The 14,147-nt window shown below is 67.6% G+C and carries 10 protein-coding genes and 1 pseudogene; 2 read left to right on the top strand and 9 right to left on the bottom strand.

Annotated features, from left to right (window positions below; all coding sequences use genetic code 11):
- Positions 1-519 precede the first annotated feature (519 nt).
- The 3 genes from G555_RS0103865 to G555_RS23340 all read right to left on the bottom strand — a co-directional run bounded on the left by G555_RS0103865 (position 520) and on the right by G555_RS23340 (position 5,598).
- Positions 520-2,517 carry an Ig-like domain-containing protein gene (locus G555_RS0103865; RefSeq protein WP_028707846.1) on the bottom strand — a complete coding sequence of 666 codons (1,998 nt, stop codon included), beginning with the start codon at positions 2,515-2,517 and terminating at the stop codon, positions 520-522.
- A 238-nt stretch (positions 2,518-2,755) separates the two neighbouring features.
- The gene (locus G555_RS0103860) at positions 2,756-5,362 is read right to left on the bottom strand and encodes a tetratricopeptide repeat protein (protein ID WP_156887423.1); all 2,607 of its coding nucleotides are present in this window, start codon (positions 5,360-5,362) and stop codon (positions 2,756-2,758) included.
- Entirely contained in the window at positions 5,362-5,598 is a 237-nt protein-coding gene (locus tag G555_RS23340; protein WP_425413822.1) for a WhiB family transcriptional regulator, read from the bottom strand. Before G555_RS23340 ends, G555_RS0103860 begins: the two co-directional genes overlap by 1 nt.
- A gap of 1,316 nt (positions 5,599-6,914) precedes the next feature.
- On the opposite strand from G555_RS23340, the pseudogene G555_RS0103855 reads away from it, so the two are divergent.
- Positions 6,915-7,385 (top strand): annotated as a pseudogene (locus tag G555_RS0103855) (DUF805 domain-containing protein); the annotation flags it as partial.
- 147 nt (positions 7,386-7,532) lie between these two features.
- Complete coding sequence (locus G555_RS22155; protein WP_156887421.1) at positions 7,533-7,757, top strand: hypothetical protein; 225 nt, start codon at positions 7,533-7,535, stop codon at positions 7,755-7,757.
- 157 nt (positions 7,758-7,914) lie between these two features.
- Here the strand turns inward: G555_RS22155 and rbsD are convergent, their stop codons facing one another.
- The 6 genes from rbsD to G555_RS0103820 all read right to left on the bottom strand — a co-directional run bounded on the left by rbsD (position 7,915) and on the right by G555_RS0103820 (position 13,905).
- Positions 7,915-8,298 (bottom strand): D-ribose pyranase, encoded by a 384-nt coding sequence (rbsD, locus tag G555_RS0103845; RefSeq protein ID WP_028707843.1) that lies wholly within the window; start codon positions 8,296-8,298, stop codon positions 7,915-7,917.
- 92 nt (positions 8,299-8,390) lie between these two features.
- Positions 8,391-9,326, bottom strand: a complete 936-nt coding sequence (locus G555_RS0103840) for a ribokinase (protein ID WP_028707842.1) — start codon at positions 9,324-9,326, stop codon at positions 8,391-8,393.
- An 18-nt stretch (positions 9,327-9,344) separates the two neighbouring features.
- Positions 9,345-10,295 carry a substrate-binding domain-containing protein gene (locus G555_RS0103835; RefSeq protein ID WP_028707841.1) on the bottom strand — a complete coding sequence of 317 codons (951 nt, stop codon included), beginning with the start codon at positions 10,293-10,295 and terminating at the stop codon, positions 9,345-9,347.
- A 73-nt stretch (positions 10,296-10,368) separates the two neighbouring features.
- A complete protein-coding gene (locus tag G555_RS0103830; protein WP_028707840.1) occupies positions 10,369-11,355 on the bottom strand; it encodes an ABC transporter permease in 987 nt (328 codons plus the stop codon).
- 25 nt (positions 11,356-11,380) lie between these two features.
- On the bottom strand, positions 11,381-12,889 hold the full coding sequence (locus G555_RS0103825) for a sugar ABC transporter ATP-binding protein (RefSeq protein WP_028707839.1): 1,509 nt from the start codon (positions 12,887-12,889) through the stop codon (positions 11,381-11,383).
- On the bottom strand, positions 12,889-13,905 hold the full coding sequence (locus tag G555_RS0103820) for a LacI family DNA-binding transcriptional regulator (RefSeq protein WP_028707838.1): 1,017 nt from the start codon (positions 13,903-13,905) through the stop codon (positions 12,889-12,891). Before G555_RS0103820 ends, G555_RS0103825 begins: the two co-directional genes overlap by 1 nt.
- Positions 13,906-14,147 lie beyond the last annotated feature (242 nt).

Here is a 14,147-nt window from a genome sequence, read left to right as displayed (position 1 = left end):
GCAGAGCCGCACGCCCGTAACTGATCGGCATGACCACGTATCCCGCCGTGCGGCTCTGCGTACGAAACGAAGGAACGGACGACGATGCTCCGTCCTGCTCCCGGCAGGACAGGGCCTGGCAGCTCGGGTCTCGAGAACGCCCGGTTCGGGGAGGTTCTGCATCCCGTCACGGTGCTCGCGGCTGTCCTGCTCGGTGTCCGAAGCCCGTAGTCCGGGTGTTCTGCCTACGTGTCGGCGACCTCGGGGGCGGTGGTGGTGGTGCCGGCCGCCCCTAGACCGGGTGCGACGGCCACGGGCCTGGGTCGGTCCAGGGCAGAGTTGCCCTCGTTGAAGTCGGTCAGCACGGCGCTCCTCCCGAAAATCCCTTCGTTGCGCCGAAGCCCCTCCGAGGCTGGCTCCATCCCCCCAAAGGGGCCGCGGTCGCTTGAGCGCCGCGGCCCCAAAGAAATTGTGGACTGATCCCCGTGACGCAGAGAGCCGCCCCGGGCTGCAACCGGGGCGGCTCTGTGGTCGGAAGTGTCAGCTCCATCGGCGGCGTGCCGCCACGAGCCAGGTGCCGATGCCGACCGAACCCAGCCCGACAAGGCCGAGCGTCCAGGCGTCGCTCTCACTCAGCGAGGAGCCCGTGTTCGGCAGGCCCCTTCCGTGGTACGGCTCCTGGCCCGTGGGGTCCGGCGCGCTCGTGGAGGCGATCGTCTCGTCCCCGACGACAGGGAGCTGCTGGTCGGGCTTGATGGCCGGTTCGCTCGGCTTGGCGGGCGCCGCTGCGACAGTCACCGTGATGACGCCCTCGTGCATGAGACCGTCGACGCTCCGCCACGAGTAGCCGATGCGTGTCTGACCCACGAAACCCGCAGGGGCCGTGAAGGTCACCGTCCCGTCAGCGTTGAGGTGCCACGCGTCGGGAAGCTCCGCGGCGTCGACGTCGAGCGTGAGAGTGTCTGCGACGAACCCGGAGTCGTTCGCGAGCGGATCGAGCGTGACGGAGCCGCCCGCGCCGACCTCTCTGCGATCGTCGACCACGACCGGCTCGACCGGTGGTGCACCGACCGTCACGGTGATGGTCGCGGTCGCGATCTGTCCGTAGGCGTCGGTCACCGTGTACGTCGCGGTCGCGGTGCCGGTGAACCCGTCGGCCGGGGTGAACCGCACGACAGGGCGGCCGTCGCCGTCGACGGCGGACTGCCAGGAGCCGACCGTGGCCGTGTCGCCGTCGCCCTCGACGCCGGTGACCGTGAGCCCCGCCCCGGAGTCGTTCGCGAGCACGTCGATGTCGACGGGGGCGCCGTACGCGGTGCTGGTCTCGTCGTCGACCGCGACCGGCGCATCGATCGCGGTGATGCTCCACTGCCACCAGAAGGTGCCGCTCGTGCCCTTCGCCTCGTTGCCGATGAACGACGGCATCCCGACCAAGAGGTCGAACGGGCTGGTGGACTCCCCGGGCCTGAGGGTGACCTCCCCCGGCCAGCCCTTGATGGTCTCGCCGATGTAGGGGGCGATCGTGCCGGCGTCGTTCGCGCCGACGTAGCGCACGACGATCGGCACATCGAGATCGTTGGCCAACACGGCGTGCTGGCCGTAGACCTCACCCGGCGAGGCCCCGCCGATGGACCAGTGTTCGCTGTCGAGAACACCCTGAAGATCCGCATCCGACGCGTTGACGGTGTACACGGAGCTGTCCATATGCGGCTGCTGGATCGACCCGGGGTAGCCGTCGTTGTAGAAGTCGTCGTCGTTCCAGTTCTGGTTGTAGACACGGGCGACGTTGTAGCCGACGGCCGCGGACGGATTGGCGGCCGCGGTGCCTCCGGTCTTGACGCCGGCAGCTACCGTCACGGTGATCGACGCGCCGGGCTGGAGCGTGACCGGACTCGGCACGTCGTACGACTCCACGGTGACGTTCGCAGAACCCGATCCGGTGATCCGGACGTCGTAGCTGGACACGTTCTCGACGAGCCGCAGCTCGTAGGCGGAGGTGTTGACGAGGACAGCCGTCAAGTTCTTCAGCGTGCCCGCCGGGGTGTTGCCCATCGGCATCGTCACGGTCAGGGAGGCCTTCGGGCCCGTGAGCGAAACCCCGACCTGAGCAACGTCAACGGTCGTGGCGTAGTCGCTCGCAGCCCTCGGCTGCGGCTTCGCCCGCGACGTCTGAGCGGCCGACGCCACCGCCGCGGGAGCAGGCTCCGACGCAGAGGCGTCATCGGCAGCAGCCGTGGCGTGAGCCGGTTCGGGTTTCGACGTCTCGCCCTGCTCGTCCGCGACCGGGATCGGGTCTGGCGTCGGCGTCTCGTCCTGGTCCGCTGCAGGGGGTTGCGGCGCGTCGGATGGGAGACCCGACGTCACCTCCGTCGCCGGGCTGGTGGCGGGCTCCTCGACCGGCGTTGCGGCTGTCGTCGTGGAGGTGGGCTCGATCGGCGCGGCGTCGTCGGCGTGGGCGGGAGCGGCCAGGCCGATCGCGCACGACGAGATCGTGACGACGGCCAAGGAGGCCGCGGCGAAGCAGGACTTGCGGTTCATAACGGACTACTCCAGGTAGAAGGCCCTACGGCATCGACGCCCTCGGAACGGTCGAATGAAGCCGAATCCACGGAGACCAGATAGTCCCGGTTCGCCCTCGTCCACCGAGTGAGTCGACCCCATGATCGACGCGTCACGACCCCGCTCAGGACGACCCTCGACGATCCACGTACCGACAACGTCCGCCCTCAGTGCCCACCGACATCCGACTACGTGGTGTCGACGTGGCATTCGTGATTCACCCGCGACGGAGGTCGGCGAGTCGACGGCGAAGGCGGGACAATGCGCCACCAGCCGCCGACCGCGCGTCACGCAGTTCGCCCTTCAGACCGTTGCGAGTCCTCTCGCTCACGTCATAGCGGGAGGCACGCAACGCGGCGCTGAACTGCTCCGCGGCGAGTCGGGAGCGACCTTCCCTCGCGTAGGCCCGCGCGAGGCCGACCCGGGCCCTCACGCCGGCTTCGCGGACGTCCGGCGCCTTCTGTCCGGCGGCCGCCTCGATCGCGGCCCGGTACCACTCGATCGCGGCCCCGGGCCGGCCCTGCGTCTGTTCGAGTTCCGCCAGACCGAGCGCGGCTTCGACGCCGTGAAGGCGAATGGCCGGTTTCGCGTCGGCAAGGTAGCGGCGCGCGGCCGATCGGTACGTGACCGCAGCAAGCGCCAGTCGGTTCTGATCGGCCAACGCTGTTCCCTCGGCCCACATGGCGGAGGCGGCGATCTCGCGGAGCTCGGAATCGGTTGACGCGGCCCATCGTGCGACGCTTTCGGCGTAGACGTCCAGCTCCTCCTCATGGCGGCCCAGCCTGTCGAGCAGGATCGCTTTCAGTCGGAGGGCGTGCGCGATGTCGTGTTCCGTGCCCATCGAACGGCCGCCGTCCTGGAGTTCCAGCGCCTCTTCGACGCACGCCAGCGCTGCCTCCCGATCCCCCTGTGCGTCGAGGTTCTGCGCCTTCCTCACCATCGCGTACGGGCATCGGCAGCGTGGCAACGGGTGGCCGGCCGCAACGCATGACGCGATGACTCGGCTGTACACCGTGCTCGATCCGCGCAGATCTCCTTCCGCCTGCAGGCCTTCGGCACGACGCAGTTCCTCCGTGACGGTCCCGCGTGCCGAGCCCACGGGCTCGCCCGGAGGGGCGGCATCGCCGGCCTCCCCGTCTTCGACGGTCAGTTGGCGCTTGCAGATCAGTCGAGCAGAACGCGTTTCGGTCAGGATCTCACCCAGGGTGAGCTCGTGATCGACTCCCGGACGTCCGAGCGCAAGGTCGTACAGGGCGAGAGCCTCCTGGTGGCGACCACAAGCCGCAAGCGCTCGGCCGCTCTCGAGGAGTGCAGCCACCACGTCGCACGCGATCTCGGGATCCGTGTCGTCGACGAAGAGCCCTGCCAGACGGCGGCAGGTGGCCACTCCGGCATCGATGTGCCCTCGGGACAACTGGTACCGGCCGAGATCGTCCAGCGCGCCGGAGACCAGCCGGCGGATCGGACGCGATCGATCGCTCGCGAACAGCCACACGAGCGTGTTCACGACAAGGGCATAGGCCTCGTCATCCGAACCATCGGAGAACCCGCCCGTCGGAGCATTGTGGACCGACCACGAGACGCTGCGAGTTCCACCCGCCACAGGATCGCACGGGAGGCGTTCGGCCAGCATGTTCGCAGTCATCGTCAGCGCTTCGGCCGCGCGCAGCCGCACTGTCTCGTCGACAGATGCGCGGCCCTCGTTCTGGAAGACACGGACGACGCTCAGCAGGTCCGGCAGCGCCTCATCTTCACGCCCCTGCTGCCACAGGAGATCGCCACGCTCCAACACCCCCTGGACCGCCACCTGACACGCCATCACATCGTCGCTCTCGAGATAGCTCGAAACCAGTCTGTTCAAGGTGACAAGCGCCTCGTCGACGTCGCCCAGCGCCCGTTGGGTCTCCGCGCGCAGCAGCAACGTCCGCGCAATGCCGGCCCGCAACTCGGGGTTGTCCACATCTCCGAACCGGCGGAGCAACCGCTCCGTCTCTTCGAGTATCCACTCCGACGAACTCTGGGTCTCGACGCGATCCACCATCAGGTCGAGAAGCTCGGCCTCGGCCAACTCGTCATCGACATCTGCGTAGCGAAGCCACGCCTCTCCGGCGAGCGCGTCCGCCTGCTCCAGCAGCGCCGCGGCGCCGGAGTCGTCGCCTGTACCCGCCCAGTCGGCCTGTTCTCTCAGCGCGGCCGCCTTCACGCGAAGCGCCAGCACGACGCACCCGGCCTCGAAACCGTCGTCGCTGCGGCCATGCGCTGCGACAAGCGCATCGCACGCATCGACCACCGGCCGGTTGCCCGCCGGGCCGTCGCCCGGGTTCCGCGACTCGTTCAGCCACCTGACCAGATCCAACTGCCCTTGAGCATGCAACCGCTGCGTGTGGGGCTGAACCGCGTCTGCGTACCGCGCCGTGAACCCATGGAGAGCGGCCAGCGCCTCGTCCCGCCGACCGACTGCCCTGAGCTGGTCCGCACGGGCGATCGATGCCTCCGCTGCCACCTCGCGCAGCAAAGGATCGGAGGAGGCCCCCAGAGCGCCGTCCAAGCGTTCGAACTCCTCCAGCGCCGCGTCGACCTCACGAAGCCTCGCCAACGCCGTCCCTCGACGCAGGCGGAGCCGGGCCACGGTCAACCGTGTCGCCGGCAACGAGTCGTGACCGTACTCGGAGATCAGGCTCTCGATCTGCCGCAACGTGTTCGCCAACGCCAACGGCCCGTCCTGCCTCCCGTCCGACAGTGCGGCCAGCGCAGCGATCGCGACCTGCGCCCGCTCAGCCGGCGATCCGGGGCTGTGCGGGCTCCGTCCGAAGTCCTGAGGCATCACGGCGACTCGACCCCCCGCGTCGACGGATGCTTCAGCACACGGCCCTCGTGGAGAACCTCTCCACCCCATACTCCAGAACCCATGACCCTCGTGCCCCTCGCCAGACACGACTCCGCCAGTTGGCATCGGTCGCAGATCGCCAGCGCCCGAGCCTGGTCCTTTGCGCGCGCAGTCTCGTCGAACCAATACGGTTCCACCGATGCCGCGCGACACCGCCCGCCGTCAAAGGCCATCACGTCCTGAAGCAGCCGTCTGAAAGTAGCCCTGCGGTAGACACGACCCGCCTCTGCGCTTTGCACGGCTCTCCGATCCTCGCGCGCCCATGGGGGCGCAACGGCCCCCTCTTCGGCCGCCCGGCTGGACACGACCGATCTGCGTCCAGAATGGATCAGCGGCGCCCGGAGTACGGGCTCAGCACTCGGGCCTTGCCCGCTGGGAACCAGACACTCGTAGTCTCCGACCGACAACTCCGTAGCTCGCCCGAAGGACCCTTGAGCATGTCGAAAGGACCCATGAGCCCCCCGAAAGGACCCTTGAGCATGCCGAAAGGACCCACGAGCCCCCCGAAAGAACCCACGAGCCCCCCGAAAGAACCCACGAGCCCCCCGAAAGAACCCACGAGCCCCCCGAAAGAACCCACGAGCCTGCCGAAAGGACCCTTGAGCCTGCCGAAAGGACCCTTGAGCCTGCCGAAAGGACCCTTGAGCCTGCCGAAAGGACCCTTGAGCCTGTCGAAAGGACCCTTGAGCCTGTCGAAAGGACCCTTGAGCCTGTCGAAAGGACCCTCCCGGAACGGCGCCTGTCAGCGTCTCAGTTCGCCGTCGACGACCGTACGCCTGCGGCAGTCCCCGTTTGACTGCCCTCCATCTACGACTCAGCTCCCACGAACGCAGCAGGCGTTCAGGGGCTGATTCGAATCCCCGCGGCGCGATCCCCTTCCGCTGCCCGAACTCGTCGACGCCCAACCGTCGGGGCACAGAAGCAGGTACGAACGGCAAGGAGTTCGGTGATGAATCCGCTGATCACGCGATCGGCCGCTCGCGTGGCGGGCTGACGGCCAAGACACACCTCGTCGCTCACGGCAGGCCGAGTTCTCGCGTTCATCCTCACCGTCGGCAGATCGCAGACAGTTGGCCGGCCGCCCGCCGCACCCGAAGAGATCTGTGTCGTCGGCGCGACCGAGCGCCCACGCCGGCTCCCAGCACGGCGCCTTGCGGACAAAGAACCGGTCGCCGAAGGAGGCGCCGCGCCCAGGCCCGTAGTCCACGCTTGTGCCCTACCTATCCGCCCCCTTCGCGCTCGTACCAACCCCAGCCAACATCCCGGATCGCCCGCACAAAGTCCCAACGTGCCCTGCGTCCCGCCCCATCGACCACAGAGTCGACTCACACTGATGCCGCTTCAAGCCCGCGCTGACTTCCAGCGCTGGCACATGAGAGAAGAGAGCATGACGATTCCAGCACCGGAGCCCTGTGTCGTGGGGCTCTCCACAGACTTGGGCGGCGCAAGCGACCCGGCCGACCTTTCCCGTCCCCTGTACGGGGCGTCGTTCGGCACCGCAGTGAAGCGATTCTTCAAGAAGTACGCGGTGTTCACGGGGCGAGCCTCACGCAGCGAGTACTGGTGGCCGTCCTTGTTCGGGTTCCTCGTCCAGTTGATCCCGAGCGGCCTGGCGGTGATCGGCGCGGTCAACAGCGCGACCTGGGCAGCGCAGAACCCCATCAGGACAAGCATGGGCTTCGACGCGAACGGCAACGAGGTCTTCTCCGAGACGTCGCCCGGCCTGGTGCACGCGCCGAGCGCGGGCGTGATGTTCGCCGGGGTCGGCCTGTCCCTCGTCATCGGGCTCGCTCTGCTCGTGCCCGCCCTGGCGCTGCTGTGGCGTCGACTGCACGATGCGAACCTTGCAGGACTGTGGGCCCTGCTCGAACTGGTGCCGTACGTCGGTGGCCCGATCGTGATCGTCCTGGCACTGCTGCCGTCCAAACCGGAAGGTCGCCGGTTCGATCCCCAGCCGTGAACAGCCGCCGGCTCGGGCCGGGGCAGTGCCGCAACGAGAAAAGGTAATGCGTGTGGACGCTGGCACGCATGTGGCGTGTTTCTGCTCGTACCTATTTGCCCGGCCGGGGGTACGTAGCAGCCTCGGGTCACAGTACCGTCACCAGGCATGACGGAACAGGACATTCACGGCCTTGAGCAGAGCATCATCGCAGCAATGGCGGAGTCGGAGCAGCGGCTGTCAGAACGGATCGCGGATCTGGCGCACAGAATCGATGAGCGATTCGACGAGGCCGAGGGCCACACGGAGTCGGTGAAGTCCACCGGGCGCCGCCTGAAGGAGGTCATCGACGGTCATCGGCACGGACCGGTGACACCCGAACGGGCCCGGTGACCCCTGACGACTCACAGCACCTGACGACTCTTGGCAGCCGCCTCCGACCTGGCCCAAGGCCGGAGGCGGCGCCAAGACTGTTCACGCGAAGCGGTACCAGACCCTCTGCCGTCCGAACACCACCGACCGCTGCGAGCATCGGTGCGCGACAACGTTTCTAGAACGGCACGCCGCAATGAAGTGCAACATTGGCGAACGGCGTCGCCTCGCCGGTTCGCACGATGAGCGATGCCTGCGAGAGCATCGCCTTGAGCTGTTGGTGGCTGACCAGTTCGGGAGTGAGCCCATGCCCTGCGAACCACTCGGCGACCACCGTGTCACTGGACTCACGTGCAGCAGTGCTCTGTGCGACGATGATCTCCGCAAGGAGCGCGTCGAGCACTTGCCGTAAAGTCGGCACCCCCGCCACGAGGGCGAGATCGACGGTCGGAATGCCGGAGGGCAACGGCATTCCGGCGTCCACGACGAACACGATCTGGGTGTGACCAAGTTTCGCGAGATGATAGCTGAGGTCCGCGTTCCAGATGCCAGTTCTCTTCATTCATGTTCTCCGTTGAGTCGTCGCACGGAGCGGCTCCTTCTCCCGAACCTGTTCAACCGGCCGGGCAGGAGCCGCTCCTGCTATTGCGCGATCTACAGTGTAGTTTCAACGCTGGGATAGGACGCCTGCGCCCCCGGGCGCTGCACGGAGTACGCCGCCACGGAGGTCGCCATCCCCGCCGCATCCTCCAAGGTGAAACCGTCTGCAAGCGCAGCGGCGAGCGCCCCGACGAACGCATCCCCCGCGCCGGTCGTGTCCACCGCCTGCACCGGGATCGCCGGGATCGGCACGATCGGCCGGCCGGGCCCGTCGCAGATCAGCGCCCCCCGTTCTCCGAGAGTGATGGCGACGCTGCGGACGCCGGCCTCGATCAACGCCTGGGCGCAGTCGGCCTCCGTCCCCACTGCCAAAGGCGCGGCATCGGGTGAGCCCGACGCCAGCAGCGAGGCCGCTGCTGCGGCCTCGTGCTCGTTGACGACGAGCGGATCGGCACGGCGCAGCACGTCCGGGTCGATCGGGACGACCGGTGCGTAGTTGACCACGAGTCGTCCCGTGGCGAGCCGGGCAGCCTCCTCGACGCCGTCACGCGGGATCTCCATCTGTACGACAACGACGGCTGCGCCCGCTATGAGGCCGGCGTGGCGGGCGACGGCTTCGCGCCCAACCGTGCCGTTCGCGCCCGGAATGACGATGATCGAGTTGTCGCCGTCCGGCCCGACGGTGATGACCGCGACCCCGGTAGAAGTCGACTCGCTCGCCACCGCCGACAAATCGGTGTCCGAATCGCGCAGCAGGCTCAGCGCGCCCGCCGCGTACTCGTCGTCGCCGACAGCGCCCACCAGGGCGACGTCGGCCCCTGTGCGAGCGGCAGCGAGTGCCTGGTTCGCCCCCTTGCCCCCGGGCGAGACGGTCAGGGATTGCCCGATGACCGTCTCCCCGAGGCCGGGGCGTCGGGCCACGCGCGCCAGCAGGTCGGCGTTCACCGATCCCACAACGACCACGCGGCATTCAGCAGTCCTGTTCTTCATGGTGTGATCACGCCGGGATCAGGAGAAATCGGCGACGTTGTCTTTGGTGACCGTCTGCACGGGCACCGGCTGCGTGGCGGCCGGAGTATTGCCCGCCAGCGCGTCGGCCATGGCGTCGACCGCCGTCTTGCCGAGTTCCTTCGGCTGCTGCGCGATCGTCGCGGTGAGCGTGCCGGCCGTGATCGCCTTCAGCCCGTCCGCCGAGCCGTCGAAGCCCACGACGAAGACGGTCTTGCCCGCCTTGTCCCCGAGGGCCTGAATCGCACCGAGCGCCATCTCGTCGTTCTCCGCGAAGATGCCTACGACGTCGGGGTTGGCCTGCAGGAGGTTCGTCGTCACGTCGAGCCCCTGGGTTCGGTCGAAACCGGCCGTCTGCGTGGCGACGATCTGGATGTTGGGGTAGGCCTTCATGCCGTCGGTGAAGCCCTGACCGCGGTCGCGGCTGGCAGAGGTGCCGGCTGTTCCCTGCAGTTGGATGATCTTGCCTTTCTCACCGATGGCCTTCGCCAGGGCGTCCGCTGCCTGCTTGCCGCCCGCCACGTTGTCGGACGCGATGAACGACGTCACCGTCGCACCGGTGACGGCCCGGTCCACCGCGACGACGGGAATCTTCTTGTCGAGCGCCGGCTTGATCGCTGCGGCTGCCGCATCGGAGTCGACCGGGTTGATGATGATGCCCGCAGTTCCTGCGGACACGTCCGTCTGGATCTGGTTCGACTGCGTTGTCGCGTCGTTCTGCGCGTCGAGGACGGTCAGGCTCAGGCCCTTGGCTTCAGCCTCCGCCAGGGCTCCGTCACGAACGTCGACGAAGAACGGGTTGTTGAGCGTGGACAAAGCAAGCGTGACCTTCTTCTGGCCCGCCGTACCCGACGAAGCATCGGACGATCCCGCGTCTCGCCCACAGGCCGAGACTGTGAGCACCATCGCGGCCGCCAGGGACAGCGCGACAATATGTAGCCTTTTCTTCATGAGTTGCCCTCTTCCTTCTTTGGTGAGGTGGTTGTGGACTTGATCCGCCGGAGCGGACAGATTCCTATGCCCGCTAGTGGCGGGTGTCTTTGCGGCGCAGGACGTCGATGCCGACTGCTGCGGCGATCACGAGCCCGATGACGACCTGCTGCCAGAAGCTCGACACGTTGAGAATGTTCAGCCCGTTGCGAATGACCGCCAGGATCAGCGCACCCACGAGTGTGCCGCTGGCCTTGCCCACTCCGCCCGAAAGGGATGCGCCGCCGATGACGACAGCCGCGATGGCGTCCAGTTCGTAGCCGCTGGCCGCCTGCGGCTGGGCCGAGCTGAGCCGCCCTGCCAGCACCAGCCCCGCCAATCCGGCGTACAGCCCCGACAAGGCGAAGACGGTGACCAGAACGCGCTTGACGGGCAGACCGGCCAGTCGGGCCGACTCGATGTTTCCACCCACGGCGTACATCGAGCGGCCGATCACCGTGCGGTTCAGCACGAAACTGCAGACGAGCCCGGCGACGATCAGAACGAGGATCGGCACCGGCAACGTCACCCCGCCCGCGATGGGAATGTCCGAGCCGAGGAACGAGATAGCGTCGGGCGTCGAGATCGGGCGTCCGTCCGAAATGACCAGAGTCAGACCACGCGCCACCGACAGCATGGCGAGCGTCGCGATGAACGCGGGGAGCTTGCCGTATGACGTCGCGAAGCCGCTGACCAGCCCGACGACGAGACCGGTCAACAGTCCGGCGAGCAAGGCGAGCAGCCCGGGAAGTCCCGCGTCCGCGTACATCCACGCAGCGGCCATGGACGCCAGCGCCGCCACAGACCCGACCGACAGGTCGATCCCGGCGGCCACGATCACGAACGTCTGTCCGAAAGCCAGTACGGCAATCGTGGACGCCTGCACGCCGACGTTCACCAGGTTCTCGGCAGTGAAGAAATGCGGGGTGGCGATGAACAGCGCGAGGCAGAGCACGACGAGCCCCACCAGGGCGCCATTGGCCGAGACGAAGCGCCCGGTCTGCGCGGCGAGGCGGCGACCGGCCGGTGTGGCGGTGGTCATAGCGGTTTCCTTCCGTGGGGCGGGATCAGAGAGTTGAGACGTCAAGGTCTCGAACGGCCAGGCTCATCACCGAGTCCTGGGTGGCCTCCTCGGCGGCCAACTCGCCCACGATCCGTCCGTTGTTCATGACCAGGACGCGGTCGCTCATGCCGAGGACTTCGGGCAGATCGCTGGAGACCATGAGGACGCCACCTCCGGCTCTCGTGATCTCGTTGATGAACTCGTAGATCTCGACGCGGGCTCCCACGTCCACACCCCGGGTCGGCTCGTCGAGCAGCAGCACCCGCGATCCGGCCAGCGCCCAGCGCCCGAACACGCATTTCTGCTGGTTGCCGCCCGAGAGGTCGCGGACAGGCTGGTCGATGTCCCGCATCCGCACCGAAAGGCGCTTGGTCACCTCGGACGCACGGGCCCGCTGGCCCTTGCGATCCACAAGACCGGCGCGCGACGTCGAACGCAAGGTGGCGTAGCCGACGTTCTCGACCACGGACGCACCCAGCACCAGGCCCTGATTCTTGCGGTCCTCGGGGACCAGACCGATGCCGCGCATCACTGCCTGCCCGACGTTGCCCTTGCCGACGGGGCCGTCGCGGAGTGTCACGGTGCCGGCGTCGTAGCGGTCGGCACCTGCGATGCAACGGAGCAACTCCGTTCGACCCGCGCCCACGAGGCCCGCGACGCCGACGACCTCGCCGGCCCTCACCTCGAGGGAGACACCCCGCACGCGGGCTCCACGGCACAGGCCGTTCACCTCCAGCAGGAGGTCCGGCGCACCCTCGTATTCCCGCCGACGCGGGTAATGGTCTTCGATAGCGCGTCCGACCATGAGGCGAACGAGTTCGTCCTCTGGCGTGCTGGCGGGCACGATGTCGATCAGGTCGCCGTCACGCAGGACCGCCACACGATCCCCGATGCGGGCGACCTCCTCCAGATGATGACTGATGAAGATCATGGCCGTACCCCGGCGACGCAACTCGTCCATGATCGTGAACAGATCGTCGATCTCGGAGCCCGTCAGCGCGGCCGTCGGCTCGTCGAGAATGAGGATCCGGGCGTCCAGCGTGAGCGCCCTGGCGATCTCGACGAGCTGCTGCTGGGCGACGCCGAGAGAGTCGGCCGGGGTGTCCACGTCCACATCGAGACCGATCCGAGCGACGGCTTCGCACGCCGCGCGACGCATTCGCTTCCTGTCGAGCACGCCGCAGCGGTTCGGCAGTCGTCCGAGGAGGACATTCTCGGCCACCGACAGCGAGCCGACGATGTTGAGCTCTTGGTGAATGGTGGCGATCCCCGCCGATTCGGCCATGTGGACGGATGACAGGTCGGCGGGCTCACCGTTCAGCAGAATGCGGCCCGCGTCGGGATGATGGATGCCTGCGATCATCTTGATGAGCGTGGACTTGCCGGCGCCGTTCTCGCCGAGCAGGACGAGAACCTCGCCCGGGTGGACGTCGAGAGTCACCTGCCGAAGGACGTTGACCGGGCCGAACGACTTCGACACACCCTCCAGGCGCAGCACGGGAGCGAGATTCATCAGTGACCTCCAGTCGGGACCGCGCCGGTGGACCCGCGGACGATCAATCCCGTCGGCAAGACGATCGAGGCGACAGACTCCCCCGCGATGACATCGGCGATCATGCGAAACGCCAGCTCACCCATCCGGGCCGGATCGTGAGCGATCACGGTCAGCGGCGGATCGATGAGCGAGAACACGGGCTCGTCGTCGTAGCCGATCAGTGACAGCTCACGACCGATCACGACGCCGCGTTTGCGGCACGCCATGGCGACACCGAGTGTCATCAGCGAGTCGGCGGCGATGATCGCCGTCGGTGGCTCGGGCAGATCGAGAAGCACGTGCGCGCCCGACTCACCGCTGGCCATACGAAAGTCGCCGAGATGGATCAGGCCAGGATCGAGATCAAGCCCGCGTTCGGCAGCAGCCCGCTGGAAGGCGGACAGCCGTTCGCGGCCCGTCGACGTCTGCTGCGGCCCGGCGACGTACCCGACACGGCGATGCCCGAGACCGGTCAGGTGCTCGACAGCTTGGACGATACCCGCCACGTTGTCGGACGTGACCGACGGCACGGGCCGAGCCGACTCGACCACCCGGTCGACGAACACCAACGGAAGCCCATGGTCGAGAACGGTCGTCAGAGCGCCCGTGCCGTCTCCTTGCGGAGCCATCACGATGCCACCCACACGTTGAGTGAGCAGCAGGTCAAGGCACAGCGCCTGCTGCTGGGTCGACTCGTTCGCGTTGCACACGACCGTCACCATCCCGGCGGCGAGAGCCGCCTGCTCGACACCGTGAGCAATGTCCGCGAAGAACGGGTTTCGAATATCGGAGATGAGCACCCCGATGGTGTCGGCCCGGGACGAGCGCAGCGAACGCGCGCGCCCGTTCGCCCGGTAGCCGAGCATGCGCGCCGCATCCCGGACGCGCGCACGCGATGCCTCGGAGGTGTTGCCCGCGTCGTTGAGCACCCGTGAAGCCGTGGCGATCGAGACGCCCGCCCTGCCCGCGACATCGCGGATGGTCGCCTGATGCACCTCCCCCTCCTTTGGGTCGCGCATGGAAACGTTTACATGGAAACGTTTCCACACTGCATGGGTGGGGTCAACATCTGTTACTGAACTGTGATGCACACCACCCTCGTAGCCGAGGATCCACTGTTCGTTGGCCGGGATCGTCCACGGCTCGGTCGAGATGGCGGCCCTGGGATCGCATCCCTACCGGACTGGGACCCACTACGCAGAAACGCCCTTCGGGATACGAACTCGACGCTGCGATC

The organism is Propionicicella superfundia DSM 22317, from assembly GCF_000423465.1.
Lineage (GTDB): Bacteria > Actinomycetota > Actinomycetes > Propionibacteriales > Propionibacteriaceae > Propionicicella > Propionicicella superfundia.
Note: the sequence above shows the minus strand (reverse complement) of the source record. Positions and strands in the feature narration are given on the sequence as shown.